General features: G+C 30.3%; 26 protein-coding genes and 2 tRNA genes. 25 read left to right on the top strand and 3 right to left on the bottom strand.

The annotated features are described in order from the left end of the window. The first annotated feature begins 57 nt into the window (after positions 1 to 57). Positions 58 to 132 (top strand) — tRNA-Cys (locus tag CLOBL_RS21690). A gap of 981 nt (positions 133 to 1,113) precedes the next feature. Continuing rightward, complete coding sequence (locus CLOBL_RS21685; RefSeq protein ID WP_077860926.1) at positions 1,114 to 2,517, top strand: sugar porter family MFS transporter; 1,404 nt, start codon at positions 1,114 to 1,116, stop codon at positions 2,515 to 2,517. A 56-nt stretch (positions 2,518 to 2,573) separates the two neighbouring features. Here CLOBL_RS21685 and CLOBL_RS21680 read toward each other — a convergent pair whose 3' ends face one another. Then, a complete protein-coding gene (locus CLOBL_RS21680) occupies positions 2,574 to 3,521 on the bottom strand; it encodes a magnesium transporter CorA family protein (protein ID WP_009167773.1) in 948 nt (315 codons plus the stop codon). Between the two features lie 223 nt (positions 3,522 to 3,744). On the opposite strand from CLOBL_RS21680, the gene CLOBL_RS21675 reads away from it, so the two are divergent. The 7 genes from CLOBL_RS21675 (at position 3,745) to CLOBL_RS21645 (ending at position 7,447) form a co-directional block, all read left to right on the top strand. After that, a complete protein-coding gene (locus tag CLOBL_RS21675; protein WP_009167774.1) occupies positions 3,745 to 3,948 on the top strand; it encodes a sigma factor G inhibitor Gin in 204 nt (67 codons plus the stop codon). 83 nt (positions 3,949 to 4,031) lie between these two features. Further along, positions 4,032 to 4,673, top strand: coding sequence for a dTMP kinase (tmk, locus tag CLOBL_RS21670; RefSeq protein WP_077860927.1), 642 nt, complete (start codon positions 4,032 to 4,034; stop codon positions 4,671 to 4,673). Positions 4,674 to 4,745: 72 nt separating this feature from the next. Beyond that, positions 4,746 to 5,078, top strand: a complete 333-nt coding sequence (locus CLOBL_RS21665; protein WP_009167777.1) for a cyclic-di-AMP receptor — start codon at positions 4,746 to 4,748, stop codon at positions 5,076 to 5,078. 19 nt (positions 5,079 to 5,097) lie between these two features. Next, on the top strand, positions 5,098 to 6,030 hold the full coding sequence (locus CLOBL_RS21660) for a DNA polymerase III subunit delta' (RefSeq protein ID WP_077860925.1): 933 nt from the start codon (positions 5,098 to 5,100) through the stop codon (positions 6,028 to 6,030). A gap of 3 nt (positions 6,031 to 6,033) precedes the next feature. Next, positions 6,034 to 6,939, top strand: a complete 906-nt coding sequence (locus tag CLOBL_RS21655; RefSeq protein ID WP_077860924.1) for a stage 0 sporulation family protein — start codon at positions 6,034 to 6,036, stop codon at positions 6,937 to 6,939. Between the two features lie 11 nt (positions 6,940 to 6,950). Next, positions 6,951 to 7,154, top strand: a complete 204-nt coding sequence (locus CLOBL_RS21650; protein WP_077860923.1) for a cation transporter — start codon at positions 6,951 to 6,953, stop codon at positions 7,152 to 7,154. Positions 7,155 to 7,276: 122 nt separating this feature from the next. Further along, positions 7,277 to 7,447, top strand: coding sequence for a 4Fe-4S binding protein (locus CLOBL_RS21645; RefSeq protein WP_009167781.1), 171 nt, complete (start codon positions 7,277 to 7,279; stop codon positions 7,445 to 7,447). Positions 7,448 to 7,623: 176 nt separating this feature from the next. Here CLOBL_RS21645 and CLOBL_RS21640 read toward each other — a convergent pair whose 3' ends face one another. After that, positions 7,624 to 8,268, bottom strand: a complete 645-nt coding sequence (locus CLOBL_RS21640) for an MBL fold metallo-hydrolase (protein ID WP_077860922.1) — start codon at positions 8,266 to 8,268, stop codon at positions 7,624 to 7,626. Positions 8,269 to 8,438: 170 nt separating this feature from the next. Here CLOBL_RS21640 and CLOBL_RS21635 point away from each other — a divergent pair, with 170 nt between their 5' ends. The 5 genes from CLOBL_RS21635 (at position 8,439) to trxB (ending at position 14,037) form a co-directional block, all read left to right on the top strand. Then, positions 8,439 to 8,894 carry a CtsR family transcriptional regulator gene (locus CLOBL_RS21635; RefSeq protein WP_009167783.1) on the top strand — a complete coding sequence of 152 codons (456 nt, stop codon included), beginning with the start codon at positions 8,439 to 8,441 and terminating at the stop codon, positions 8,892 to 8,894. A 14-nt stretch (positions 8,895 to 8,908) separates the two neighbouring features. After that, positions 8,909 to 9,487, top strand: coding sequence for a UvrB/UvrC motif-containing protein (locus tag CLOBL_RS21630; protein WP_077860921.1), 579 nt, complete (start codon positions 8,909 to 8,911; stop codon positions 9,485 to 9,487). Continuing rightward, the gene (locus tag CLOBL_RS21625; RefSeq protein ID WP_077860920.1) at positions 9,480 to 10,493 is read left to right on the top strand and encodes a protein arginine kinase; all 1,014 of its coding nucleotides are present in this window, start codon (positions 9,480 to 9,482) and stop codon (positions 10,491 to 10,493) included. The genes CLOBL_RS21630 and CLOBL_RS21625 overlap by 8 nt, the downstream gene beginning before the upstream one ends. Positions 10,494 to 10,518: 25 nt before the next feature. Continuing rightward, entirely contained in the window at positions 10,519 to 12,990 is a 2,472-nt protein-coding gene (locus CLOBL_RS21620) for an ATP-dependent Clp protease ATP-binding subunit (protein WP_077860919.1), read from the top strand. 120 nt (positions 12,991 to 13,110) lie between these two features. Beyond that, positions 13,111 to 14,037 (top strand): thioredoxin-disulfide reductase, encoded by a 927-nt coding sequence (gene trxB, locus CLOBL_RS21615; RefSeq protein WP_077860918.1) that lies wholly within the window; start codon positions 13,111 to 13,113, stop codon positions 14,035 to 14,037. A gap of 94 nt (positions 14,038 to 14,131) precedes the next feature. Here trxB and CLOBL_RS21610 read toward each other — a convergent pair whose 3' ends face one another. Then, on the bottom strand, positions 14,132 to 14,359 hold the full coding sequence (locus CLOBL_RS21610; protein ID WP_077860917.1) for a glutaredoxin family protein: 228 nt from the start codon (positions 14,357 to 14,359) through the stop codon (positions 14,132 to 14,134). Between the two features lie 476 nt (positions 14,360 to 14,835). On the opposite strand from CLOBL_RS21610, the gene radA reads away from it, so the two are divergent. The 11 genes from radA (at position 14,836) to CLOBL_RS21555 (ending at position 25,884) form a co-directional block, all read left to right on the top strand. Further along, positions 14,836 to 16,212 (top strand): DNA repair protein RadA, encoded by a 1,377-nt coding sequence (gene radA, locus CLOBL_RS21605; protein WP_077860916.1) that lies wholly within the window; start codon positions 14,836 to 14,838, stop codon positions 16,210 to 16,212. Positions 16,213 to 16,477: 265 nt separating this feature from the next. Further along, the gene (gene disA, locus CLOBL_RS21600; protein WP_077860915.1) at positions 16,478 to 17,542 is read left to right on the top strand and encodes a DNA integrity scanning diadenylate cyclase DisA; all 1,065 of its coding nucleotides are present in this window, start codon (positions 16,478 to 16,480) and stop codon (positions 17,540 to 17,542) included. A gap of 242 nt (positions 17,543 to 17,784) precedes the next feature. Beyond that, entirely contained in the window at positions 17,785 to 18,888 is a 1,104-nt protein-coding gene (locus tag CLOBL_RS21595) for a PIN/TRAM domain-containing protein (RefSeq protein ID WP_077860914.1), read from the top strand. A 20-nt stretch (positions 18,889 to 18,908) separates the two neighbouring features. Beyond that, a complete protein-coding gene (gene ispD, locus CLOBL_RS21590; protein WP_077860913.1) occupies positions 18,909 to 19,583 on the top strand; it encodes a 2-C-methyl-D-erythritol 4-phosphate cytidylyltransferase in 675 nt (224 codons plus the stop codon). A 421-nt stretch (positions 19,584 to 20,004) separates the two neighbouring features. After that, positions 20,005 to 21,717, top strand: coding sequence for a proline--tRNA ligase (locus CLOBL_RS21585; RefSeq protein WP_077860912.1), 1,713 nt, complete (start codon positions 20,005 to 20,007; stop codon positions 21,715 to 21,717). Positions 21,718 to 21,734: 17 nt separating this feature from the next. Further along, positions 21,735 to 23,135 carry a cysteine--tRNA ligase gene (cysS, locus tag CLOBL_RS21580; RefSeq protein WP_077860911.1) on the top strand — a complete coding sequence of 467 codons (1,401 nt, stop codon included), beginning with the start codon at positions 21,735 to 21,737 and terminating at the stop codon, positions 23,133 to 23,135. A 50-nt stretch (positions 23,136 to 23,185) separates the two neighbouring features. After that, positions 23,186 to 23,599, top strand: a complete 414-nt coding sequence (locus tag CLOBL_RS21575; RefSeq protein WP_009167795.1) for a ribonuclease III domain-containing protein — start codon at positions 23,186 to 23,188, stop codon at positions 23,597 to 23,599. Between the two features lie 29 nt (positions 23,600 to 23,628). Beyond that, complete coding sequence (rlmB, locus tag CLOBL_RS21570) at positions 23,629 to 24,498, top strand: 23S rRNA (guanosine(2251)-2'-O)-methyltransferase RlmB (protein ID WP_077860910.1); 870 nt, start codon at positions 23,629 to 23,631, stop codon at positions 24,496 to 24,498. Between the two features lie 13 nt (positions 24,499 to 24,511). Beyond that, positions 24,512 to 25,024 carry an NYN domain-containing protein gene (locus CLOBL_RS21565; protein WP_009167797.1) on the top strand — a complete coding sequence of 171 codons (513 nt, stop codon included), beginning with the start codon at positions 24,512 to 24,514 and terminating at the stop codon, positions 25,022 to 25,024. Between the two features lie 59 nt (positions 25,025 to 25,083). After that, entirely contained in the window at positions 25,084 to 25,731 is a 648-nt protein-coding gene (sigH, locus tag CLOBL_RS21560; RefSeq protein ID WP_077860909.1) for an RNA polymerase sporulation sigma factor SigH, read from the top strand. Positions 25,732 to 25,808: 77 nt separating this feature from the next. After that, positions 25,809 to 25,884, top strand: a tRNA-Thr gene (locus tag CLOBL_RS21555). The last annotated feature ends 101 nt before the right edge of the window (positions 25,885 to 25,985 follow it).

Here is a 25,985-nt window from a genome sequence, read left to right as displayed (position 1 = left end):
GCAGAGGACTGAAAATCCTCGTGTCACTGGTTCGATTCCAGTTCGAGCCACCATAATGGCGCTATAGCCAAGTGGTAAGGCAGAGGTCTGCAAAACCTTTATTCCCCAGTTCAAATCTGGGTGGCGCCTCCAAATTGTTTAAATAGCTTATATTTAACTCTATTAAGTTAAATATAAGCTATTTTTTGTTACATAAAGAAAATAATATATAACTAATGAGTTGTGAATAGAAAATTGAACTTACTTGATATTAAAATAATATTATTAATTATGAGAGCAAGGGAGTTAGTATTTAAATTTTTATTGTTAAAGTAAAAGGGAGTACAATAATATATTAGAAGTCTTTTAAAATGACTTTTTAAAATATATTGAAAAAGTTTTTCGAAAGTGGTATACTAAAGTTGTTGAAGGTTAAATTTTAGGCGCCTAACTAAAAAGTCCCAAACTAATAAAATAATATAAACGAATATGAATATAATGTATGATAAGAAGTTTTCAAACAAAATGTAATAAATTAAGAATCTAGTATATTAATAACTCGTATTCACTTTAGAAGCTAATTAATATTAATTATGAAAACGATGGAAATATAATATATGTATTGATAATATGATCAATATAATCGTATCTCATAAAATTTATGAATATGATATTGATAAATTCATGTCATTTTTAAAATAATTGAATTCTATTAGAAGAGTTAAAACTAAAAAATAAGATAGTATGCTAGGCTTTGTGATAACGTTTAATGAAAACGAATATCATTTGTATGACGTTTATTTAAAAGTATGGATAATTACATTTCAACATGTAAATCATTAATGAAAAAGAGCATCTTTATACCACTCTACAAAATGTTAAAAGTATGCTCTAACTACAAGAGTATTATCATTAAATTGATTAAAGATAATCTCAATGTGTATTATAGCAAAAAAGTATTGGAAAAGTACAGTCATTTCTAAAACAAAGTATATCAGAATATTGAAAATAAAGGCATAGAGACACACTATAATAATTGAAAAATATTTTAACAGAATAATTTTGAGAAATATTATAAACATAATGGAAATATGAATTGAAGACTAAATAAAGCAAAAGTAGGAGATGATTCTAATGAAAATGAAAGTTGGTAATTCTATAATATATGTTTTTGGTGCACTTAGTGGTCTCTTGTTTGGTTATGATACTGGAGTTATTTCTGGCGCAATTCTTTTTATTCAAGATCAAATGCATCTTGACTCATGGCAGCAAGGATGGGTTGTTAGTTCTGTATTGTTAGGTGCTATTCTTGGCTCTGCAATTATAGGACCTATGTCGGACAAGTATGGACGTAAAAAATTAATATTACTATCATCCATAATTTTTCTTTTAGGTGCGCTCGGTTCAGCGTTTTCACCAGAATTTTGGACACTCATCTTATCACGTATTGTTCTTGGTATTGCAGTTGGAGCTTCATCTGCGTTAATTCCAACATATTTAGCAGAGTTATCACCAGCTGATAAGCGTGGATCAATGTCAAGCTTATTTCAATTAATGGTAATGACAGGGATATTATTAGCTTATGTTACAAATTATACTTTTTCTAACGTATATAGTGGATGGCGTTTGATGTTAGGTTTTGCTGCTATTCCAGCTGCGGTTCTATTTTTGGGCGCTATTATATTGCCAGAAAGTCCACGATTCTTAGTTAAGGATAAACGATTTGATGAAGCTAAAAGCGTTTTAGCAAAAATGAATGGATACAATGAAAATGCTGTTAAGAATGAACTTGCAGAGATTAAAAAACAAGCTGAAATTAAAAGTGGTGGAATTAAAGAATTATTCGGTGAATTTGTTCATCCAGCATTGGTGATTGGCTTTGGCTTAGCAATTTTTCAGCAGATTATGGGTTGTAATACGGTTCTTTACTATGCACCAACTATCTTTACTAATGTTGGCTTTGGTGTTGAAGCAGCCTTACTTGCACATATAGGAATTGGTATATTTGATGTTATTGTTACTATTATAGCTGTTATGATTATGGATAAAGTTGACCGCAAAAAGATGCTGATTTATGGTGCTATTGGAATGGGACTTTCTTTAATGGTGATGAGTCTTTCAATGAAATTTTCAAATGGTTCCTTTACTGCATCAATTATTTGTGTTGTTGCATTAACTGTGTATATAGCATTCTTTTCAGCTACTTGGGGTCCAGTAATGTGGGTTATGATAGGAGAGGTTTTCCCTTTAAACATTCGTGGCTTAGGAAATTCATTTAGTAGTGTTGTTAATTGGACTGCAAACATGATGGTATCGTTGACATTTCCATCATTATTAAATTACTTCGGGACTGGAAGTTTATTTATAGGTTACGGTATTGTTTGTTTTATTTCAATATGGTTTGTTTCTTCAAAGGTGTTTGAAACACGTAATCGTTCTCTTGAGGAAATTGAAGCTACCCTCCGCACACGCTCTGGAAAAGAGAAACAACAAGGTACATACAATGTATTAAATGTCACTAATAAAATTGAGGGATAAATATTTGAAAATTTATTTAGTTAGTTTATAGAAAGATATATAACAAAAAAGACATGTTATCTAAACATGTCTTTTTTGTATAATATGAAAGCGACAAGTGCGCATATTCCTAGGGTTAGACCCATAACTATTGAAAATGCATGTGGATCATTTTCAGATAAAGGTAATGGGATATTCATACCAAAAACTCCACCGATTATAGTTGGTATTGCCATAAGTATTGTGACGGAAGCTAAAACTTTCATTACAATATTTAAATTATTAGATATTACAGAAGCAAAGAAATCCATTGTACTAGCTAATATATTACTATAAATTTCAGTCATTTCTATAGCTTGTTTATTTTCAATAATGACGTCTTCTAATACGTCTTTATCTTCTTCATATTTTTGTACTAAATCAAGCTTTAACATTTTCTCTAATGTTATTTCATTAGCTTTTAATGATGTAGAAAAATAAACAAGAGATTTTTCCAAAGAATGTAGCTGTATCAGTTCTCTATTTTTCATAGATTTATGGAGTCTTTTTTCGATCATTAAGCTCTTTTTATCAATTTGGCGTAAATATAATAAGTAATAAGTGGAAACTCTATTTAGAATTTGTAATGTAAATCTTGATTTCTTAAAAGTATAAAATGATTTTATTTTATTATTAGCAAAATCAGTTAATACTTTACTGTTTTTTAAACAAACAGTTATCAACTGTCTATCAGTATGTATTATAGCCAATGGATATGTATCATATGTCAATGAGTTATCTTCCATCTCAGTGAAAGGAATATCCACTATTATTAATAGTGAATCATCTTCAACATCAATACGTGAGGTCTCTTCATCATCTAGAGCTGCTTTTAAAAATTCAAGAGTAACTCCTGTTTTTTTTGATACTAGTATCAACTCATCGTCAGATGGAGCGATTATGTTTATCCAAGATCCATTTTCGATTGTATCTATTAATTTTAGAGTAGAATTGGATTCACTTTCACTTTTATAAATTTGAATCAATTATAACACCTCCTGGGCAGTTCAATTAATATTATACTATTATAAGAAACTTTGTAAACAGATAAGAATTTCTATTGAACTTTTAAGCAGACTTTTATTATTGATAATCTTAATATTTATAAAAATATAGTTATAATTAGCTTTTTGAGCTGTAAGCCTGTATTAAATTCACCTTATAAGGGAATAATTGTAAAAGAATTATAACTTTAAGGGGGAAGAATAAATGAAGGATATAAATAAATCATGTTTTATGTGCGGGAAAAGTGATTGTGATGGTATAATAATAAATGGAGAAAAGATTTGCAAAGCATGTGAAGAAAAAATTGTAAGGACAACCATAACAGATTCTAATTATGATGTCTACAAGGATGAACTCAAGTTAATTCTATTTAATGAACATGTTAAGGTACAATTGAAAAAGGAATAGGTTGGAATGCTTGTCTATTACTTTTATATGTGCCTAAAGAGTGAAGCTTTTATATAAACAGTCTTTAAGGTAGGGATTTAATGATGAAAAACGGCTTATTTATAGTTTTTGAAGGTGGAGAGGGTACCGGAAAAACAACAGCAATTGATGAAATATATAACTGGATTATTAGTAATAATCTTAAGTGTATAAAAACTAGAGAACCAGGTGGAATTAAAATATCAGAGCAAATAAGACAAGTTATTTTAAGTAAAGAAAACAATCTAATGGATGGTAGAACAGAAGCGCTACTTTATGCTGCAGCAAGAAGACAGCATCTTGTAGAAAAAGTAATACCAGCATTAGATGAAGGAATAATAGTTCTTTGTGATAGATTTATAGATTCTTCATTAGCATATCAAGGGTATGCAAGGAATCTAGGTATTGATGAAGTTATGAGTATAAATAAATTTGCAATTGGAAAATATATGCCTGATATATCAATATTGTTTGATCTTGATCCTAAAATTGGATTAGATAGGATTAATAGTAATGATTCTAGAGAAATTAACAGATTAGATCTGGAAAAATTAGATTTTCATGAAAAAGTCAGAGAAGGGTATAATATTATCTACGAAAATAATAAGGAAAGAATTATAAAGATAGATGCAAGTGTATCAAAGGAAAATGTAGTGAAACAAATTAAGGATATCTTAAGGCCTAAAATATGGACAAATATAAACTAAATAATAAAATACCTTTGATTTGTGGTAAAATAATAGTTAGTGAGTTAGTATTATTTGAAGGTGGTAATTATAATGAAACTGATAATTGCAATTGTTCAGGATGAAGATTCAAGAAATGTTATAGAGGCATTAACAGAAGAAAACTATAGGGTTACTAAATTAGCAACTACGGGTGGCTTTTTAAAGTCTGGTAATACTACACTAATGGTAGGAATTGAAGAGGAAAGAGTTCAGGCTGTTATTGCTGTGATTAAAAAAATATGTAAAGAAAGAAAAGAAACGTTAGTTACGCAAACTACTCTAGGAGGAAGTGAAGGCGGATATATGCAGCAGTATCCTGTACAAATTAATGTTGGAGGAGCAACTGTATTTGTAATTGATGTCGATCAATTCGTAAAAATATGATTTCAAGGAGAGGTAAGCATTGAGAAAAATAATTGGCCATAAGGAAATTATTGATAGTATAAATAATAGAAAATTAAATGACTCATTTTCTCATGCAAATTTAATAGTTGGAAATGACGGAATCGGGAAAAGTATAATAGCTAGATACCTTTCGAATGAGATTATAAGACCAAAGAATGATGTAGAAAGTGTTGATATTGTAAAATATGTACCTTCATCTATTTCGTTTGGAGTTGATGATGTAAGAAAAATAATAGATGAAGTCAATAAAAAGCCATACGAAGGAGATAAGAAGGTATTAATATTATATAGATGCGATAAATTAACAGTTCAAGCACAAAATGCATTGCTTAAGACAATCGAGGAACCTCCAAAGGGAGTATATTTAATATTGCTTAGCGATTCGTTAGAAATAATATTAGATACGATTAAATCTCGTTGCCAAATATATAAATTAACTCCATTGAATAAAGAAGAAATTTCAATGTACATGGAAGATAAGTATATAGATATACCTTCAGAAGATAAAAAATCTGCAATGGCATATAGTGCAGGAGTGCCAGGAAATATAGATAAATTTATAAGTGATCAAAACTTAAAAAAATTAAGAAATACATGCATAGAATTATTTGAGGATATTTTAAAAAGGGAACAAAGCTTTGTATTAAAATATGAGGAATTACTAAAAGATTCAAAAGATGACAGATTTGAATTACTAAATATACTTCTGTCATATATAAGAGATATTATGCTTTTTAAAGAACTTAATGGTAGTGAACTTATTGTTAATTTTGATAAAATCCATAATATGAAAGATATAGCAAGAGGAATGTCTTATAAAAAATTAAATAGTATGTTAGAATACATAACAGAAGCTAGAAGAAATTTTAATAGTAATACAAACTATTCAATGACCATAAGTGTTCTTCTTATGGGATTTGCGGAGGTATAATTAATGATAAATGTTATAGGAGTAAGATTTAAGAAAGCAGGAAAAATATATTATTTTAGTCCATCAGAATTACCTATAAAAAAAGGTGATTATGCAATAGTAGAAACAGCTAGAGGAGTAGAGTTTGGTGAATGTGTTATAGGAATCAAAGAGATAAAAGAAGAAGATATAGTATCACCATTAAAAAATGTTATTAGAATAGCGGATGAAAATGATATTAATAAGCACAAAGAAAATAAGGCTAAAGAAAAAGAAGCATTGGATATATGCTTAGTTAAAATTCAAGAACATAAATTAGATATGAAATTAATTGATGTAGAATATACATTTGATAATCATAAAGTTATATTTTATTTCACAGCAGACGGCAGAGTTGATTTTAGAGAACTAGTCAAGGATCTAGCTACTATATTTAAGACTAGAATAGAGCTAAGACAAATAGGGGTAAGGGATGAAGCTAAGATGGTTGGCGGTCTTGGACCATGTGGAAGATCAATGTGCTGCTCTACATTTTTAGGAGATTTTGCTTCAGTATCTATAAAGATGGCAAAAGAACAAAACCTTTCATTAAATCCAACTAAGATATCAGGTATATGTGGAAGATTAATGTGCTGCCTAAATTATGAACAAACGACATATGAGGGAATAAGAAAGAGATTGCCTAAAATTGGAGCTATTGTTAAAACTGAATTCGGAAATGGAGAAGTTGTCAGTAATTCAATAGTTAAGGAAATTGTTAAGGTACGTATTAGAAAAGGTGACGAAGATGTTGTCGATGAGTTTAAAATAACAGACGTAGAACTTGTGTCTGGAAAATATGAAGATACAATTGATGAAAATAATATAAAGTTAATAGTGGAATCAGAAGAAGATAAGACATTAATAAAGAATCTTATTAACGAGAAATAGGGGGAGTTTCTATGAAATCTGTTATTACGATTTGCAATATGGAATCGCACCAAGATGCTAATATAATTCAAGAAACCATTGTTAATAATTCAGGAGTAATCGCTATAGAGATATCACTAGGAAAAAAAGAAATAACAGTAATATATAATGAAACTTTTTTAAATATTGAGAATATTGTAAATTCAATAGAGGATTTGGGGTATATAGTAATCTAAGTTTAAATCATCAAGCATAATTAAAAATACGCTTGCCTAAGACACAAAAGACTTTAAAAACATTAGAATACATGTTAAAATGTAAGAGGTTAATTACCGCAATTTATTAGGAGGTGTTCTAGATGGCATTTGTAATTAATGATTCATGCGTTAGTTGTGGAGCATGTGCTGGAGAATGTCCAGTTAGCGCTATAACTCAAGGGGATTCTCAATACGTTATCGATGCAGATACTTGCATTGATTGTGGAAACTGTGCTAATGTTTGCCCAGTAGGAGCTCCAAACCAAGAATAATAGAAGAAAGATCGTCTTTAGACGATCTTTTTTTCATATATTAAAAATTGTAGAACTTTTAATAGGTAAAAGACATATTTTTTCGGTTAACTTCAAGTGAATTATTTTATAAAGTGTAAAGAGGAAGCTAAGAAGTTAAGTTTAAAGAGATGAGCAGAGATTTCTATGAGTTTTAGCTAGCTGCTAGGAGGTGTTAGCAATATACATTGTGACCCACAATTTAAGTCTAATGTTGAAATATCTAATATATTTGATTTGATTTTTTTTATATGCCTCATGGATATAATAAAATTTTTAGGGTCATCTAGATATAAAGATGTTTTATTAGTCTTATATTGCATAGGAATTATGTATTTAGGTGAAATTAATTTACAGAGTTTTGCGGCTTCAAATCCGTTTAATGTAAAGTGACCACCAATTGGAATAAGTAAAATGTCAATGTTTCTTAGTTTTTCTAAGGTTAATGAAGATGGTATATGTCCTAAATGTCCTAAATGACATATAGAATATTTATCAGTTCTAAATGTATAAATAATATTCGAACCTCTTTTTAATCCATTACATTTATCATGAAATGAATTAAAGCCTTCTAATTTTATAAAATTCATATCAATAGCTCCAATTTCATTAATAACTTTGGTTAGGTTATTATAATTATTTAGTAATAAGCGATTAAAATGATTATGACTAAGGGTTATCAAGTCACATTTCGGAAAATTGTTATCATATCCAAGATTATCATCAAATGGATCAATAAGAATCCGCTTACCAGTAGGTGTTTTTATAATAAAACATGAATGTCCATACCATATTATCTGCATAAGAAGCCTCCATAAGCTATATTGAAATATTAATAATTATTAACATATAAAATTGAAAATAATCATAGTTTATATTAATACTTTAAAAAATAAAAGAAATATAGTATAATTATAAAAAGTCAAAGTAAGTCAAAAACAAATATTAAAAAAAGGTTTAAGCAGGTGATGTTATGGCAAGACTTTCAGATATAATAGAAGATTTCATAAAGCAAATGTTTAATGAAAATCGAGATAATGTGATTTTTATACAAAGAAATGAGCTGGCAGATCAATTTAGGTGTGCACCATCTCAGATCAATTATGTATTAACTACTAGATTTACTTACGAAAGAGGATACTTAATCGAAAGTAAAAGAGGTGGCGGTGGACATATTGCCATTAAGCAGTTAGAATATGATGATTCTAATAAAAGAGAAGAGATAATAAATCAAAGCATAGGAGATACAATAACATATCATAATGCAAATGCTTTGCTTAATCATTTGTTGGAATCTGGAGTCATTGAAGAACGAGAATGTGAAATAATGAAAATGGCAATAAATGATAGAAGTTTGACTTCAGCCGAAAATAAAAATAAGGTACGAGCTGATATTTTAAAGGCAATGATTATGATAATTTTATCTTAAAGGTGGGGATATATATGTTATGTGAAAAATGTAAAAAAAATGAAGCAAAGATAAACTTAATTACAGTAATGAATGGGCAAAAGCATGAAATTTGGCTATGTGAAAATTGTGCAAAGGACATAGCTAATATTCCATTTTTCAGTCCCATTATGCAAAATATAAATTTTCCATTTCAAGGAGTCTTGTCAGAGCTATTGACTAATGCAGATAGTAATAAAACTAATATAGATAGTAGTAAAGTAAAAGAAATTGTTTGCCCAAGTTGTGGGTTAACCTATGATGAATTTAAAAAAACAGGAAGATTAGGCTGTTCTGAGTGTTATGAAGAATTTAAGGTTGTACTTGAGCCAAGGATAAAGAGTTTACAGGCCGGAGTAAAACATGTAGGGAAAGTGCCTAAAATTAAGGGAAAAGAATTAGTTCAGAAGCGAAAGCTTAAAGATCTAAAGGAAGAAATGCAAAAATTAATAGTTGATGAAGAATATGAAAGAGCAGCAATTGTAAGAGATGAAATAAAAAAATTAGAGTTATGTATTTTAGAAAATAATATTAAAGAAACAATAAATACTAAGGAGGGGGATTGCCATGAATAACTGGATTAATAAAAGTGAAGGAAGTGAAGCTGTACTAACAAGTAAAATATTATTATCTAGAAATTTTAGCAATTTGCCTTTTCCTAATAAGTTGAATTATATAAAAGGTCGAGAAAGTGGGAAAAAAATATATAATTTTCTTAAAAATGAATTAATGGATGAAGAAATTACATTATATGAAGTTTGGAATATAAAAGAAGAATTAAGTAAACAATATTTAGAAAAGGATCTAATTAGTGAAGAGCTTTTGAAAAATTCAGATAAAGGAGCATTCATATTAAATGATAACGAGACTTTTAGTATTATGATAAATGAAAAGGATCATATTGCTCTTCAATGTATAAGTGAAGGGTTGAACTTAGAGGAAGCTTTTAGTAAGGCCACAGATATTGACGATAAAATAGAGAAAAACTTGGATTATGCATTTGATGAAACCCTGGGATATTTAACATCATCTCCAGAGAATATCGGAACAGGATTAAGAGCGTCTGTGGTGTTGCATTTGCCTGCACTTACCATGAGTGAAGAGATTAAAAATATTTCTAAGAATCTTAGTAAAATGGGTATGGGCATTAAAGGCCTTCATTTAGAAGGCACAAAGGTTCATGGAAATTTATATAGAATATTCAATAAAATATCATTAGGATTAACAGAAAGTAATATAATAAATAAATTAAAAGAGGCAATATTAAATACGATAGCAGAAGAAAACAAATTCAGAGAAATATTGATTAACAAATGCAGACATGAATTAGAAGATAAGGTATATAGAGCATATGGAATTTTAAAGCATGCAGTTCTATTGGATTCCAAAGAAACTGTAGATTTGCTGTCTAATCTTAGATTAGGAGCAGAATTATCAATAATAGATATTAAATTAAGAAAAATAGATAACTTATTTAGACTTACAAGCAATGCCTCACTGCAAAATTATTTGGGAAGAGTTTTGGATGATAAAGAGAGTAAATATGAAAGAGCAAAGCTTGTAAAAGAAATATTGACATAAGGAAAAGATGGGAGGTTCGAAAAGGATGGAATACAATAAATTAACGGAAAGGGCACAAGCAGTAATTTTGGAAGCTGAAAGTGAGTCAGAGAAATTTAAACATGGATATGTTGGAACAGAGCACGTGTTATTAGGTATTTTAAAAGAAGATGGATATTCAGCTAAATTGTTAAAGAAATATGGAGTTAATAGTGATAATATTAAAACAATGATACAGAGATACTTAGGTTATGGTGATATAAAGAAAACAGATGAGAATATTCTATTAACTCCTAGAACAAAGAGATTAATAGACGAAAGTTTTGCAGCAGCTAAAAAGCTAAATCATAAATATGTTAGCCCTGAGCACATTTTGTTAGCATTGCTTAATCAGGAAGAAGGCATGGCTTATACTATATTAAAAAGTTTGAGTTTGAATTTTGCTATTATAAGTGAAGAGCTATTAGTATTTTTATCAGGAAATTATGAAGATAAAGTTAGTGATAAAAGTACAGTAGAAAATAAAAAAGTTGCTACTCCTATGCTTGACAAATATGGCAGGGATTTAACAACCTTATCTAAGGAGCAGGGATTAGACCCTGTAATAGGAAGAGATAATGAAACTCAGAGATTACTAGAGATACTTTGTAGAAGAATAAAAAATAATCCATGCTTAATTGGCGAACCAGGAGTTGGTAAAACTGCAGTAGTTGAAGGATTAGCTCAGAGAATAGTTGAAGGAAACATTCCGGAGATACTTAAAAGTAAAAGAGTTATTTCTTTGGATTTAACATCTATGATTGCAGGTGCAAAATATAGAGGCGAATTTGAAGAAAGATTAAAAAAGACTATGGAGGAAATTGTTAAAGATAAGGATATAATTATCTTTATTGATGAAATCCATACAATAATAGGAGCAGGTGGTGCAGAAGGTGCCATTGATGCATCAAACATATTAAAACCAGCCCTAGCTAGAGGAGAAATTCAATGTATTGGAGCAACAACTATTGATGAATATAGAAAGTATATTGAAAAAGATTCTGCACTAGAAAGAAGATTTCAACCAATAACTGTGGGTGAACCATCTAAAGAAGAAACTTTAGAGATATTAAAAGGTTTAAGAGATAAGTATGAAGCACATCATAGAGTTGAAATTACAGATGAAGCACTGGAAGCTGCTGTGAATTTATCAGATAGATATATTACAGATAGATTTATGCCTGATAAAGCTATTGATTTAATAGATGAGGGAGCTGCAAAAGTCAGAATACAAAGTTTAACAACTCCGCCAGATTTAAAAGACCTAGAAGAAAAGATTGAGAATATAGGTAAAGAAAAAGAAGAGGCTATACGAGTTCAAGATTTTGAAAGAGCTGCAAGGTTAAGAGATCAAGAGAGAGCTTTAAAAGAACAATTAAATAATATGAAGGATAATTGGGACACTCAAAATTCAATCAAGACATTGATTGTAGATGCAGAGAATATAGCTAGTGTAGTATCATCTTGGACTAAAATTCCAATTGAGAAATTAACAGAATCTGAAAGTGAGAGGCTGCTAAATTTAGAAGATATATTGCATAGAAGAGTCATAGGTCAAAACGAAGCAGTAAAATCTATAGCAAGGGCTGTGAGAAGAGCAAGAGTTGGTATAAAGGATCCTAATAGGCCTATAGGAAGTTTCATATTTTTAGGACCAACTGGAGTTGGAAAAACAGAACTTTCAAAGGCACTTGCAGAGGCTATGTTTGGCGATGAAAATAGTATTATAAGAGTTGATATGTCAGAATATATGGAAAGCCACTCTGTAGCTAGATTAATAGGTTCCCCTCCAGGATATGTAGGATATGAAGAAGGAGGGCAGCTTACTGAAGCTGTTAGAAGAAAGCCTTATTCAATAGTTCTATTAGATGAAATTGAAAAAGCTAATCCTGAAGTATTTAATATATTACTTCAAATAATGGAAGATGGAAGACTTACTGACGGTAAGGGAAAGATAGTTAATTTTAAGAATACAATAATTATAATGACTTCAAACGTTGGTGCTCATCAGATTAAGAAGCAGAAAAGTATAGGATTTAGCAGCAATAATGATTCTAATAATGAAACAGAATATGAGAAGATGAAGGAAAATATATTAGGAGAATTGAAGCAGAAATTTAGACCTGAATTCTTAAATAGAATAGATGATACAATAGTATTCCATAAACTAAGTGATGAAGATTTAAATCAAATTATAGATTTAATGCTTGCATCAATAAGAAAAAGACTTGAAAGTAGAGATATTTACTTGAATTTTGAAGAAAATAGTAAGAAATTCTTGTTGAATAAAGGAATTGACTTGGATTATGGAGCAAGACCTTTAAGAAGGCTTATTATAAAAGAAGTAGAAGACAGATTAAGTGAAGAGATTTTGCAAGGAAATATACGAATTGGAGACAGAGTAAGAGTAAGTGAACTAGAAAACAAACTTATCTTCAAGAAGCTCACTGAGAATAATTTAGAAATGAATAGAAGTTAATCTTATATTTAATGGACTGTTTCAAAGGTGTATACATTGAAATGGTCCATTTTGATAAATATAGTTTAAAGAAGATAGTATTGATAAATTAGTTATAAAATGCGCTTTAGATTGGAGAAGATGGATATGGACAAAAAGAAACTAGATTTACTTATAATAGGTGGCGGCCCGGCAGGATTAACTGCAGCAATGTATGCCGGAAGAGCTAAGCTGAATATATTATTGTTGGAAAATGAAATTTTAGGTGGGCAAGTTAGGAATAGTTATACAATAGAAAATTATCCAGGGTTTAAAAGTATAAATGGTGGAGACTTAGCAGATATATTTCAAGAACAAGCAAAAGCACTTGGGACGGAGATTGATGAATTTGATTCAATTCAGAATATAGATATTTCAGATGACAGAAAAGTAGTTGAAACTGAAACTAATATATACGAACCTAAAGCTATAATAATTGCTACAGGTGCAACGCCTAAAAGGTTACCAATTCCACAAGAAAGCAAGTTTTTAGGAAGAGGAATTCATTATTGCGCTGTTTGTGATGGGGCAATTTATCAAGGGAAAAGGATAGCTGTGGTTGGAGGAGGAAATTCGGCCTTAGAGGAAGCTATATTTTTGACTAGATTTGCTGAAAAAGTTTATTTAATAAGGAGATATGATTATTTTAAAGGAGAACAAGCTCTGATAAATGAAGTTTTCAATAATTCAAAAATAGAAGTATTTTTAAATGAAGATTTAATAGAAGCTAGTGGAGAGATGTTTTTAGAATCAGTTACTATGAAAAATACAAAAACAGAAAAGATTAGTAACTTAAGAGTGGATGCTATATTTGGATATATAGGAACAGAACCTAGAACTGAGTTTGTAAAAAAATATTTAAAGATGGATGAGCATGGATATATAATTACAGATGAAGATATGAAGACAAATATCAAAGGGGTATACGCGGCTGGTGATGTTAGGCAAAAAAAGTACAGACAAATAACAACGGCGGTTGCAGATGGAACTATTGCGTTATTAAATGCTGAGAAATATATTAAGAGCTAATAGAATAAACAAGGAAATCATAAATAAATAATAAAGACCTCAATTAACATTGAATATGCGATAACAATAAAAGAGGCGAATGTACGCCTCTAAATTATTTTTCTAAAGCTTTTAAAATAGCAGGTTTGTCAAATCCTACAATTATATCATCATTAATATCTAATACAGGAACTCCCATTTGATTAGACTTTTTTATCATTTCTTCTCTAGCTTCCATATTATCTTGTACATTTAATTCTTCAAATTCAAGATTTTCAGATTTAAGATAATTCTTTACTTTAACACACCAAGGGCAAGAATTGGTAGTATATACTTTTATCATAAAAACATCTCCTTAATCGATAATTATTGTTTTATAAGTATTATTATAATATTATTTTCATATCCTATCAATATAATAAGAATAGGTAATTGAGAATTGTTTTAGGAATAATTTATTGTAGATTTATATGTTTATTTTGAGTAATAGTTTCATACTAGACAAGTATAAGTTATATGAATTAGTGATTCTTATGGATATTTATAATAGTATTTGTAATAATTTATTAACTATGTAATGGGTAAAAGGAAAATCCATTAAGAGTATTTAGAATAATATGATGTTTAAGAAAATAGTTATAAAAAGTTAATAATCTAAGTCTAAAATTTTATAAAATTACAAAACAGATTGGTGTGTTATAATAAAGTTAAGAAGCTTTTTGAAAATAATATTATTTAATATAGAGCATATATATTCAGTAAATTAGTTCATAAGGCAGTGTGAAAGAGATTAGTTTAAAACAGGGTAAGGAGATATTCATGAAAAAGAAAACATTATATAGATGTTCAAGTTGTGGCTTTGAAAGTATAAAGTGGCTTGGAAAATGCCCAATGTGCAATAATTGGAGCACATTAGAGGAAGTTGTAGTTGAGGCAAATAATACTGGAAATAAGGTAAGGCAAGGGGCTAAAAGAACAATAAAAAAGCTTTCAGAAGTTGTTTCAAATAAAAGTGATAGGATAATTACGGGAATAAATGAATTTGATAGAGTTATGGGAGGTGGGATTGTAAAGGACTCGATTTCAATAATAACGGCTAGACCTGGAGCAGGAAAATCTACATTATTGCTTCAAATTTCGGATGCCGTAGCGCAAAATGGATATAAGGTAATTTATGCATCTGGAGAAGAAAGTGATAGCCAAATAAAGAATAGAGCTGATAGAATTTTAGATAAAATTCATGAAGATATATGGGTGTTGCAAGAAACTAGCATGGATAATGTTTTGGACGCAGTTGATGAAATAGATCCAGACATATTAATTATTGATAGTATTCAAACATTCACTATGGAAGCCTCTCTGCCTGCAAGAGCAGGATCACCTACACAGACTATGGAGTGTGCCAATGCATTGCTTCAAATTGCTAAAAATGAAAAAAGACCACGAGCAGTTATTGTAGTAGGACAAATGACTAAGAATGATGAACTTGCTGGTTTAAGAGCATTAGAACATTTAGTTGATACAGTTCTTATTATAGAAGATGATAACGATGAGGAATTGCGTGTACTTGTTAGTTCCAAAAATAGATTTGGTGGCATAGAAAACGGGTTCTTTCAAATGTGTGAGAAAGGCGTTATTTCAATAGATAATCCTTCTGAATTTTTTATGACAAGGCGTGAGGAAGGTGAAACAGTATCAGGAAGTGCATTGACTGTAATTAAAGAAGGAACAAGGGCCATTATAACAGAAATAGAGAGTTTGGTCTCTAAGAGCTTTACACCGTACCCTACTAGAATAGGAGAAACATTAGGGAAGGATAAATTAAATACATTGATATCAATATTAGAGCAACGTGGAGGAATTAATCTGTACGACAAAAATGTAATTATTAAAACTACAGGAGGTATAAAAATAAGAGAACAGGGCATTAATTTAGCTGTAATAATGAGTATAGTATCATCTGTAAAACAGCAAGGCATAGAATCAAATGTCGCATTCATAGCTGATGTAGGGCTAACTGGTGAGCTTAAAAAAGTGCCATCCTTAGAAAGTAGAATTAAGGAACTTGAAAGAATGGGTTTTAGGAAAGTTTACGTTGCAAAGGATTCGGTGACAAAAGAAAACAAATTAAAAAATATAAATATTATTGAATTAAAAACATTGATAGATGTAATAAAACATGTTTATGATTCTTAATTTATATAAATAGAAAATAGTTAATATTTTCGGAATAGGAAATAAGAACATTTTTCTACAAAAAAGATATATTATAGCTTAAATTTAACAAATAATGTTGAGAGATTATGGCTATTATAGTATGATAGTTTTTAGAAGTTAATGTTTTAAGTGTGAAATTTTAAATACTATTTATATGTTTATGTGACAGAATTAAAAATATAATATTATCAGAAATTTGGCTATTTTAGCATTGGATAATAATTTAAGGGAAATGGGTGAGTGTATGAGAATTGAAAAGGGAATAGGAATAAAAAATGTCTTAAAGATAATGTGCCCAGGCACTCAACTAAGGGAAGGTCTTGAAAACATATTAAGAGCCAAAACAGGAGGGTTATTAGTAATAGGGGATGATGAGGAAGTCATGAAACTCGTTGATGGAGGGTTTTATATTAATGCAGAATATACCCCATCATACGCATATGAATTGGCTAAAATGGATGGAGCAATAGTAATAACAGGAGATTTGAAGAGAATCGTATGCGCTAATGCCCAGTTAATACCAGATTCATCTATTCCAACTTATGAAACAGGAACCAGGCATAGAACAGCACATAGAGTAGCGAAGCAAACTAATAATGTAGTAATTGCAATCTCTCAGCGAAGAAATATAATAACAATGTATAAGGGAGATATAAAATACGTATTGAGAGAAAGCAGTGTGATTTTGGGAAAGGCCAACCAGGCACTTCAAACACTAGAGAAATATGTTGCAGTACTCGAGCGTGTGATAAATAATTTGAATTTGCTGGAATTTCAGGATTTAACAACACTTTTTGATGTGGTTACTGCAATTCAAAGAACTGAAATGGTAATGAGAATAGTAGAAGAAATTAACATGTATATATTGGAACTCGGAAATGAGGGAAGATTAATATCTATGCAGCTCAACGAATTGGTTAAACATATAGAAAGAGATGGAATATTACTGATTAGGGATTATTGCAAAGAAGGATTGCAGTATAGTGACGTATATGAACATATCCAAAGATTAAATTCATCTGAATTATTGGATTTGGATGCAATTTCAAGAAGTCTAGGCTATGGAGGAGTGCCTCTTATGGATACATTAATATCGCCTAAAGGATATAGAATGTTAAGTAAGGTTCCTAGAATACCATCAAATGTAATAGATAATCTTATAAAAGAATTTAAAGAGCTTAGCAATATAATAGATGCAGATATAGTGGACTTAGATAATGTTGAGGGAATAGGAGAAGCAAGAGCCACAGCTATTAAAGATGGACTAAAGAGAATAAAGGAACAGGTGTCTTTAAAAAAAGAAATATAATGAAATAAGAAACTGCCTTAAAATAGAGAGTGTTTGATGTGGATATTAATTAACATTTAGATTTGTTATATTATATTTTAAGTCAGTCCTTTATTATTTATAGGTAATTATTAAGTAAACTTAATAATTTATTCATTTTAGATAGGGTTATTGTATGCTATAATTAATTTTATGCAGAGAAAATATTAAAAGTATGATTAAAATATTGTAATGTTGTAAATAATTAGAAGGAGGTGAAATTAGTGTTAAAAAGGATATTAAGGGGAGTCTTTTCTGTAATTGGGCTGATAATAGGATATTTTATATCTGAAATATTGCTGGAAATCCCTCAAATTGCTAACTTGAATTATCTTTCAAGTACTATTTCTATAATTATTTTTATTATTATTATATCTTTTATTTTTGGACTTATATTTTATATTATTTCTCCTATTATATATAAGGGTATTTCTAATCTAATTGAATATATCGAGAAGAGTATGCAGAAAATGAGTATAACAGAAATACTATATGGAACATTTGGAGCTGTTATTGCATTGATTTTAATGACATTTATTGCAAAACCGATAAATGATATACACAAAGTAATAGGACCTATTTTACTAACTTTATTAAATATAGTAGCAGCTATAATAGGTGCAGAAATAATGATTAAGAAAAAGGAAGATATAACGGCTCTTTTGCTTAATATTAAAAAGCCTGTAATTAAAGAGAAAAAAGTTAAAGAAGTAGTTAAAGAAACAATTAAAGGAATTCCTAAGGTGCTAGATACATCAGTTATAATTGATGGAAGAATATTTGATATTTGCGAAACAGGATTTATTGAAGGGCCGTTGGTTATACCAAATTTTGTATTAGATGAATTAAGACATATTTCAGATTCATCTGATTCCTTAAAGAGAAATAGAGGAAGAAGAGGATTAGATATATTAAATAAAATACAAAAAGAATTATCAATAGAGACTCAAATTGTAGAGGATGATTTTCCTAAAATTGCAGAAGTTGATGCGAAATTATTAAAGCTTGCACAAAAAATGAATGGAAAAGTCATAACTAATGATTACAATCTAAATAAAGTTGCTGAATTTCAAGGAGTTCCAGTATTAAATATAAATGAATTATCAAATGCAATAAAACCTGTTGTATTACCAGGGGAAGAAATGACAGTTGATATAGTAAAAGATGGAAAAGAGTCAAGCCAAGGGGTGGCATATTTAGAAGATGGAACTATGATTGTAGTAGAGGGTGGAAGAAAGCTTATAGGGCAAACAACAGGCGTAATAGTTACATCTGTGCTCCAAACAGCAGCAGGAAGAATGATTTTTGCAAAACCAAAAGATAATTAAAATTTAAGGAGATTTTCTGTATGGTTAGTGCGATAGTATTAGCTGGAGGAAGAGGTAAGAGAATGGGAGCCGTTCAAAGCAAGCAATATATTGATTTGAATGGTAAGCCCATTCTTTATTACACTTTAAAACAGTTTATAATGAATAAATTAATTGATTATATTATTTTAGTAGTTCCGGAAGATGAAGTAAGTTACTGTAAAAACAAAGTTTTGAATAGATATGGTTTAAAAGTTGATAAACTAGTGGCTGGTGGCAAAGAAAGGCAAGATTCTGTATATAATGCCTTATCTCAGATGGAAAACTCCGATATAGTATTAATTCATGATGGAGCAAGACCATTTGTTTCAGACAAAATAATAAATGATGCTGTTAAATATGCAGAGATTTATAAGGCAGCGGCACCAGGAGTTATGCCTAAGGATACTATAAAAGTTAAAGGGGAAAATAATTTTTCTGTGGAGACATTAACAAGAAACAAGCTTGTGGCAATCCAGACCCCGCAGGCTTTTGAATTTAATTTAATATATGATTGTCATAAAGAAGTAAAAAAAAGAGGAATAGTTGTTACTGATGATACTAGTGTTGTGGAACTTTTTGGGAATAAGGTATATATATATGAAGGGGACTATACAAATATAAAAATAACAACTCCAGAAGATTTGGCACTGGCAAAGCATTTGGTGGGAAAATAGTATAATGCTGAATATTGACATGCGAAATTCAAGAAGTTATAATAAATTAAAATAAAATTAAATTTATAAAACGATGATGAAGAATAGTAGAGGTCGATTGTTAAGAGAAAAAGTCCCTAGGCTGAAAGACTTTTGAACAGACTTTGAACCAGCTTTTGAGTATAGGTAAAAACTATCGGTTTAAAACCGTTAACATTATTAGAGAACAAATTTAGGTGGTACCGCGATAAAAGTTCGCCCTAATGTATATTAGGCGGGCTTTTTTTATTTTAAAAAATAAGTTCAATAATATTTACAAACTTTAAAATGTTTATCTGTATTATATAAAGACAGGTTAGTGAAAGTTTTATTAAACTATAATCGTTCAATGTAACAATCAAGAGTTACTTGGCAAAAAAAGTATTTAGGAGGAAATATTACTATGAAAATGTCTAATATGCTAATATCAACATTAAGAGAAGTGCCAGCTGAAGCAGAAATTGATAGCCATAAACTTATGTTAAGAGCTGGAATGATAAGAAAAATGGCAGCTGGTGTATATAACTACATGCCAATTGGATTGAGAGCTCTAAAAAAAATAGAAGATATAGTTAGAGACGAAATGAATGCAGCAGGTGCTCAAGAATTCTTAGCATCAGCTATTATTCCAGCAGAATTATGGCAAGAATCTGGCAGATGGGATGCATATGGAGCAGAAATGTTTAGATTAAAAGATAGGGGAGAAAGAGATTTCTGTTTAGGACCAACTCATGAAGAAGTGTTTACTGACATTGCAAGAAACGAAATTAAGTCGTATAAGCAATTACCTCTTAATTTATACCAGATTCAAACTAAATACAGAGATGAACGTAGACCAAGATTTGGAGTTATGAGATCTAGAGAGTTTGTTATGAAGGATGCATATAGCTTTGATAAAGATCAAGAGGGATTGGATTTAGTATATGATAAAATGCATGATGCCTACGTTAAGATATTTAATAGATGCGGCCTAGATGCTAAATGCGTTGCAGCAGATTCAGGTGCTATTGGAGGGGCCAATTCAGCAGAATTTATGGTTAAATCGGAAGTTGGTGAAGATGATGTAGTATTCTGTAGTGAATGTGATTATGCAGCTAATATTGAAAAGGCATCATCTCCTGCTGAAAAAGAAGAGAGACAGGAGTTAATGGAAGTAGAAAAGATAGCAACTCCTGACAGTAGAGGAATAGAAGAGGTATCAGAATTCCTAAATATATCACCTAAAAAAACAGTTAAAGCTTTATTATATAATGTTGATGGAAAGATTGTTGCTGTATTTGTGAGAGGAGATAGAGAGGTTAATGAAGTTAAGGTTGCTAATGCTTCAAATGCTTCTGGAGACATAGAAATGGCTTCTCATGAAGAATATATAAAGGCAGCTGGATGTGATATTGGGTTTGCGGGACCTGTAGGAATAAAGGCAGATTTAATATTGGTAGATGAAGAAGTTACAAATATGTACAATTTCGTGGCAGGAGCAAATGAAACAGGATATCATTTAAAAAATTTAAATTATGGAAGAGATTTTGAAGGAACAATCGGAGATTTCAGAAATGTAACTGAGGGTCAAAAGTGTCCAGTTTGTGGGGGAAAGGTTACTATTGCGAGAGGAACCGAAGTTGGACATATATTCAAACTTGGAACAAAATATTCAGAAGCAATGAATGCTAAATTTATAGATGAAGATGGTAAAGAAAAACCATTCATAATGGGATGCTATGGAATTGGTGTTACAAGAACAATGGCATCTATAATAGAACAACATCATGATGAAAATGGAATAATATGGCCATTATCAGTTGCTCCATACCATGTTTCAGTAATTCCTGTAAATGTTAAAGACGAAGAACAAACAAGGATAGCAAATGAGCTTTATGAAGAATTAATTAATATGGGTATAGAGGCTCTTTTAGATGATAGAAATGAGAGAGCTGGAGTAAAGTTTAAGGATTCAGAATTGATTGGTATACCAATGAGAGTAACTGTAGGAAAGAAAATCAATGATGGAGAAGTTGAATTTAAACTTAGAGATGGTGAAATGGAGGTAATCAAAATAAGTGATGTCTGTAATATAATAAAGGGTGAATTTGAAAAGAATGATATTAAATTAAGATAATTTTAGGAGGTCAGATGATGAGGATATATAATACTTTAACTAAGCAAAAAGAAGAATTTATCCCTATTACTTCAGGTGAGGTAAAAATGTATGTCTGCGGACCTACTGTCTATAATTTTTTTCATATAGGTAATGGAAGAACGTTTATTGTTTTTGATACAATTAGAAGATATTTAGAGTATAGAGGATACAAAGTTACTTTTATTCAAAACTTTACTGACATAGATGATAAGATGATTAATAAAGCTAATGATGAAGGTATTACAGTAAAGGAGCTTGGAGATAAATATATAAAAGAATATTATCAAGATGCAGATGCACTTAAGATTGAAAGAGCTACTGTTAATCCTAGAGCCACAGAGTACATTAATGACATAATAAAATTCATCGAGCAGCTGATTAAAAATGGCTTTGCATATGAAATAGATGGAGATGTCTATTATAGTACAAAAAAATTTACTAACTATGGAAAACTAGGTGGCCAAAACTTGGAGGACCTGCAAGCGGGTGCTAGAATATCCATTGATGAGAGAAAAAGAGATCCAATGGATTTCGCAGTCTGGAAAGCGAAGAAACCTGGGGAACCAGCATGGGAAAGTCCTTGGGGACTTGGAAGGCCAGGATGGCACATAGAATGTTCATGTATGGCTAAAAAGCTTTTAGGAGACACAATTGATATTCACGCGGGTGGAATGGATTTAAAGTTCCCACATCATGAAAATGAAATAGCTCAAAGTGAAGCGGTTACTGGTAAGCCTTTTGCTCATTATTGGATGCATGCAGCATTTGTTAATGTGGATAACAAGAAAATGTCAAAGTCATTAAACAACTTTTTTACTGCTAGAGAAATTCTTGAAGAATATGATGCAGATGCTATTAGGTTTTTAATGCTATCAGGGCATTATAGAATTCAAATAAATTTCACAAAAGAATTATTAGACTCAGCAAAATCATCAATAGAACGATTATATAATTGCATAAATAATCTCGAGAATTTAAAAAATGAAGTTAGTAAGAAAACATTGGATGATAAGGAAAGAGAGTATTTAAAGTCTTTGGATAAATATAGAGAAAACTTCATTGAAAAAATGGATGATGATTTTAATACTGCAGATGCTATTTCAGTACTATTTGATTTGGCTAAAGACCTTAATAACAATATTAATATTAGTTCATCTTCAGAATTGTGTGAAAAGGCAGAAGCTTTAATGAGGGAATTAGCAAATCCACTTGGAATTCTTCAAAATCATATGGAGAAGGACTTGGAAAGTGAAATTCAGGAGCTTATTGATAAGAGGCAGCAAGCAAGAAAAGATAGAGATTTTGCGTTAGCTGATAAGATTAGAGACGATTTAAAGAGTAGAAATATAGTTTTAGAAGATACACCTCAAGGAGTTAGATGGAAAAAGATTGATTAATTAAAATAAGGGCTGCGAGTTTGCAGCCCTTATTTAAAAGGAGAATTATAATGTTAAACGACTTAAGAATAAGAGAATTTTCAAAAGAAGAAGCAAGAATGCTAAATCCACTTCAGTTGGCATTAATAGGAGATGGAGTGTTTGAAGTCTTTATTAGAAATTTTATTTTAATGAAAAACACGGCATTATCTGCCAATAAAGTGCATGTTAAGGCTATTGGATATGTTAAGGCGAAGAGTCAGGCGTGTATAATGCATGAAATAGAAGAACTATTAGAAGAGGAAGAAGAGGCTATTTATAAAAGAGGGAGAAATGCTAAGTCGCCTACAGTTCCTAAGAATGCAGATGTAAGAGATTACAGGATGGCAACAGGTTTTGAAGCATTAGTAGGATATTTATATTTAATAGGAAATAAAGAGAGATTAGAATTTATATTTAAGAAAAGTATTGAAGTTATTAAATAGTCCGATAATTATGACAAGGAGGAATTGTAATGCAAGGGAAAACATTTAATTCAAAAAGCCGATTCAGTAAATCTGAAAAAAAGGAAGATAAATTTGAAGTGAAAAATGGCAATGATAACAAGAAAAGCAATAAAGATGAAAAAGGAAATACTGAAGTGCAGGAAAGAGAAGATATAGTTATTGGAAGGAATGCGGTAATTGAAGCGTTAAAAGGAGATAGAACTATTGAAACCTTATACATAGCAAATGGCAAGTTAGAGGGATCCATAAATGCAATTGTTAGCCTAGCAAAAGAGAAGAGAATTATAATTAAAGAAGTAGATAAAAGAAAGCTTGATTTAATGTGCGGGGGAGAAAATCATCAAGGGGTAATAGCAAAGGTAAGTCCTTATAAATATTCAGAAGTATCCGATATTTTAGACTTAGCAGAAGAAAGAAATGAAGCACCATTTATTGTTATATTAGATGAGGTTGAAGATCCTCATAATTTGGGCTCTATTGTGAGAACTGCTGAATTATTTGGAGTTCATGGAATAATAATCCCTAAAAGAAGAAGCGCTTCTGTAAGCACCACTGTATACAAATCTTCAGTTGGTGCGATAGAGCATGTAAAAATAGCAAAAGTAACAAATTTAAATTCAACAATAGAGGAATTAAAACAAAAAGGTATTTGGGTTTACGGAGCGGATATAAGAGCAAAAGAGTATAGTTATCAGATAGATTTTAGTGGTCCTTGTGCAGTTATAATTGGAAATGAAGGGCGTGGGATTTCTAAGTTAACAGTGCAGAAATGTGACAAATTAATAAAAATACCGATGGTAGGAAAGATTAACTCTTTGAATGCTTCAGTAGCTGGTGGTATAATTATGTATGAGGTTTTAAAAGGACGATTAAAATAGAAAGAGGTATATAGTGAAAACTATTTTTGTGGATGGATATAATGTTATAAATAGCTGGCCGGATTTAAAGCGAAATAAAGACTCTAGTTTCGAAGGAGCACGGCAAACGTTGATAGATAAATTACATAATTATGGTGTTTTCAAAGCTTGTAATATAATTGTAGTATTTGATGCACATAAAGTTGCTGGAAGCCTTGAAAAGAAAGAGGAAGTAAATAAGCATGTATCGGTGGTCTTTACAAAAGATGGAGAGACTGCAGATAGTTATATTGAAAAGAAGGTAAATGCTTTAGGTCGGAAGTACGAAATAGTTGTTGTTACATCGGATAATTTAGAACAACAAACTGTTTTTCAGCGTGGTGCAGTTAGAATGTCCTCCATAGAGTTTTATAATGAGATTTTAAAAGTAGAAAAGTCTATAAGGATTAAAACAGATAAAAATAGAAGTTCACATAAAAATAGTATTGGTGATAATTTAGATGATGATATAGCCAAAGTATTAGAAGAAATTAGAAGAGGCAAGTAAATTCGGTTGACGAATTTAATTTTACTAAGGTATAATTGTTTAAATAAGTAGTCAGTTTAATGCAGAAGAGAGTTGAGAGTAAGCAATTGAAAGTTTTTTTGGATTTCAAGGATAAATCAGACGAAGAAATTGTTGAGGAAGCTAAAAATGGGAATAACAGAGCACAGGAATATTTGATTTCTAAATATGAGAATTTTGTAAAGTCAAAGGCTAAGTCATACTTTTTAATTGGAGCAGACAAGGAAGATATTTATCAAGAAGGAATGATAGGTTTGTATAAGGCTATCAGAGATTTTAATTCTGAAAAATCTACATCTTTTAAAGCCTTTGCAGAAATATGTGTGATTAGACAAATTATAACTGCAATAAAAACAGCTACTAGACAAAAGCATATTCCATTAAATACTTATGTATCTTTAAATAAGCCAATATATGAAGAAGAATCTGAACGAACTCTGTTAGATGTATTAGCAGGACTTAAAATTTCAGATCCAGAAGAGTTAATGATAAGTAAAGAGCAAATGGATTATATTGAGGAAAAGATTTCAAAAGTATTATCTGATTTAGAGTTAGAAGTGCTCACATCATATTTAGATGGTAAATCGTATCAGGAAATTGCAAGCGATTTGGAAAGGCATTCCAAGTCTATTGATAATGCATTACAAAGAGTTAAAAGGAAATTAGAAAAATGCCTTGATTTAAAGTGAAAATGCATATTGACAAATAAAAAGAATAATAGTAAACTTTATAATTGGTATATCAAAGAACATAACAAATTTTGAACGCTCACATAGCTCAGTCGGTAGAGCGTCACCTTGGTAAGGTGGAGGTCGTCGGTTCAATCCCGATTGTGAGCTCCAAATAATAAAAATAAAAAACACTAGGCCAAGTTTATTACAAGATAATAAAGGGAGGAAAATTATAATGGCAAAAGCAAAGTATGAAAGAAGTAAGCCACACG

The organism is Clostridium sp. BL-8, assembly GCF_002006495.1.
GTDB lineage: Bacteria > Bacillota > Clostridia > Clostridiales > Clostridiaceae > Clostridium.
Note: the sequence above shows the minus strand (reverse complement) of the source record. Positions and strands in the feature narration are given on the sequence as shown.

What these genes read in the sequence shown, in the direction of transcription:
- CLOBL_RS21685 (WP_077860926.1), top strand. Translation starts at nt 1,114, where the DNA reads ATGAAAATGAAAGTTGGTAATTCTATAATATATGTTTTTGGTGCACTT.
- CLOBL_RS21675 (WP_009167774.1), top strand. Translation starts at nt 3,745, where the DNA reads ATGAAGGATATAAATAAATCATGTTTTATGTGCGGGAAAAGTGATTGT.
- tmk (WP_077860927.1), top strand. Translation starts at nt 4,032, where the DNA reads ATGAAAAACGGCTTATTTATAGTTTTTGAAGGTGGAGAGGGTACCGGA.
- CLOBL_RS21665 (WP_009167777.1), top strand. Translation starts at nt 4,746, where the DNA reads ATGAAACTGATAATTGCAATTGTTCAGGATGAAGATTCAAGAAATGTT.
- CLOBL_RS21655 (WP_077860924.1), top strand. Translation starts at nt 6,034, where the DNA reads ATGATAAATGTTATAGGAGTAAGATTTAAGAAAGCAGGAAAAATATAT.
- CLOBL_RS21650 (WP_077860923.1), top strand. Translation starts at nt 6,951, where the DNA reads ATGAAATCTGTTATTACGATTTGCAATATGGAATCGCACCAAGATGCT.
- CLOBL_RS21645 (WP_009167781.1), top strand. Translation starts at nt 7,277, where the DNA reads ATGGCATTTGTAATTAATGATTCATGCGTTAGTTGTGGAGCATGTGCT.
- CLOBL_RS21640 (WP_077860922.1), bottom strand. Translation starts at nt 8,268, where the DNA reads ATGCAGATAATATGGTATGGACATTCATGTTTTATTATAAAAACACCT.
- CLOBL_RS21635 (WP_009167783.1), top strand. Translation starts at nt 8,439, where the DNA reads ATGGCAAGACTTTCAGATATAATAGAAGATTTCATAAAGCAAATGTTT.
- CLOBL_RS21630 (WP_077860921.1), top strand. Translation starts at nt 8,909, where the DNA reads ATGTTATGTGAAAAATGTAAAAAAAATGAAGCAAAGATAAACTTAATT.
- CLOBL_RS21625 (WP_077860920.1), top strand. Translation starts at nt 9,480, where the DNA reads ATGAATAACTGGATTAATAAAAGTGAAGGAAGTGAAGCTGTACTAACA.
- CLOBL_RS21620 (WP_077860919.1), top strand. Translation starts at nt 10,519, where the DNA reads ATGGAATACAATAAATTAACGGAAAGGGCACAAGCAGTAATTTTGGAA.
- trxB (WP_077860918.1), top strand. Translation starts at nt 13,111, where the DNA reads ATGGATATGGACAAAAAGAAACTAGATTTACTTATAATAGGTGGCGGC.
- CLOBL_RS21610 (WP_077860917.1), bottom strand. Translation starts at nt 14,359, where the DNA reads ATGATAAAAGTATATACTACCAATTCTTGCCCTTGGTGTGTTAAAGTA.
- radA (WP_077860916.1), top strand. Translation starts at nt 14,836, where the DNA reads ATGAAAAAGAAAACATTATATAGATGTTCAAGTTGTGGCTTTGAAAGT.
- disA (WP_077860915.1), top strand. Translation starts at nt 16,478, where the DNA reads ATGAGAATTGAAAAGGGAATAGGAATAAAAAATGTCTTAAAGATAATG.
- ispD (WP_077860913.1), top strand. Translation starts at nt 18,909, where the DNA reads ATGGTTAGTGCGATAGTATTAGCTGGAGGAAGAGGTAAGAGAATGGGA.
- CLOBL_RS21585 (WP_077860912.1), top strand. Translation starts at nt 20,005, where the DNA reads ATGAAAATGTCTAATATGCTAATATCAACATTAAGAGAAGTGCCAGCT.
- cysS (WP_077860911.1), top strand. Translation starts at nt 21,735, where the DNA reads ATGAGGATATATAATACTTTAACTAAGCAAAAAGAAGAATTTATCCCT.
- CLOBL_RS21575 (WP_009167795.1), top strand. Translation starts at nt 23,186, where the DNA reads ATGTTAAACGACTTAAGAATAAGAGAATTTTCAAAAGAAGAAGCAAGA.
- rlmB (WP_077860910.1), top strand. Translation starts at nt 23,629, where the DNA reads ATGCAAGGGAAAACATTTAATTCAAAAAGCCGATTCAGTAAATCTGAA.
- sigH (WP_077860909.1), top strand. Translation starts at nt 25,084, where the DNA reads ATGCAGAAGAGAGTTGAGAGTAAGCAATTGAAAGTTTTTTTGGATTTC.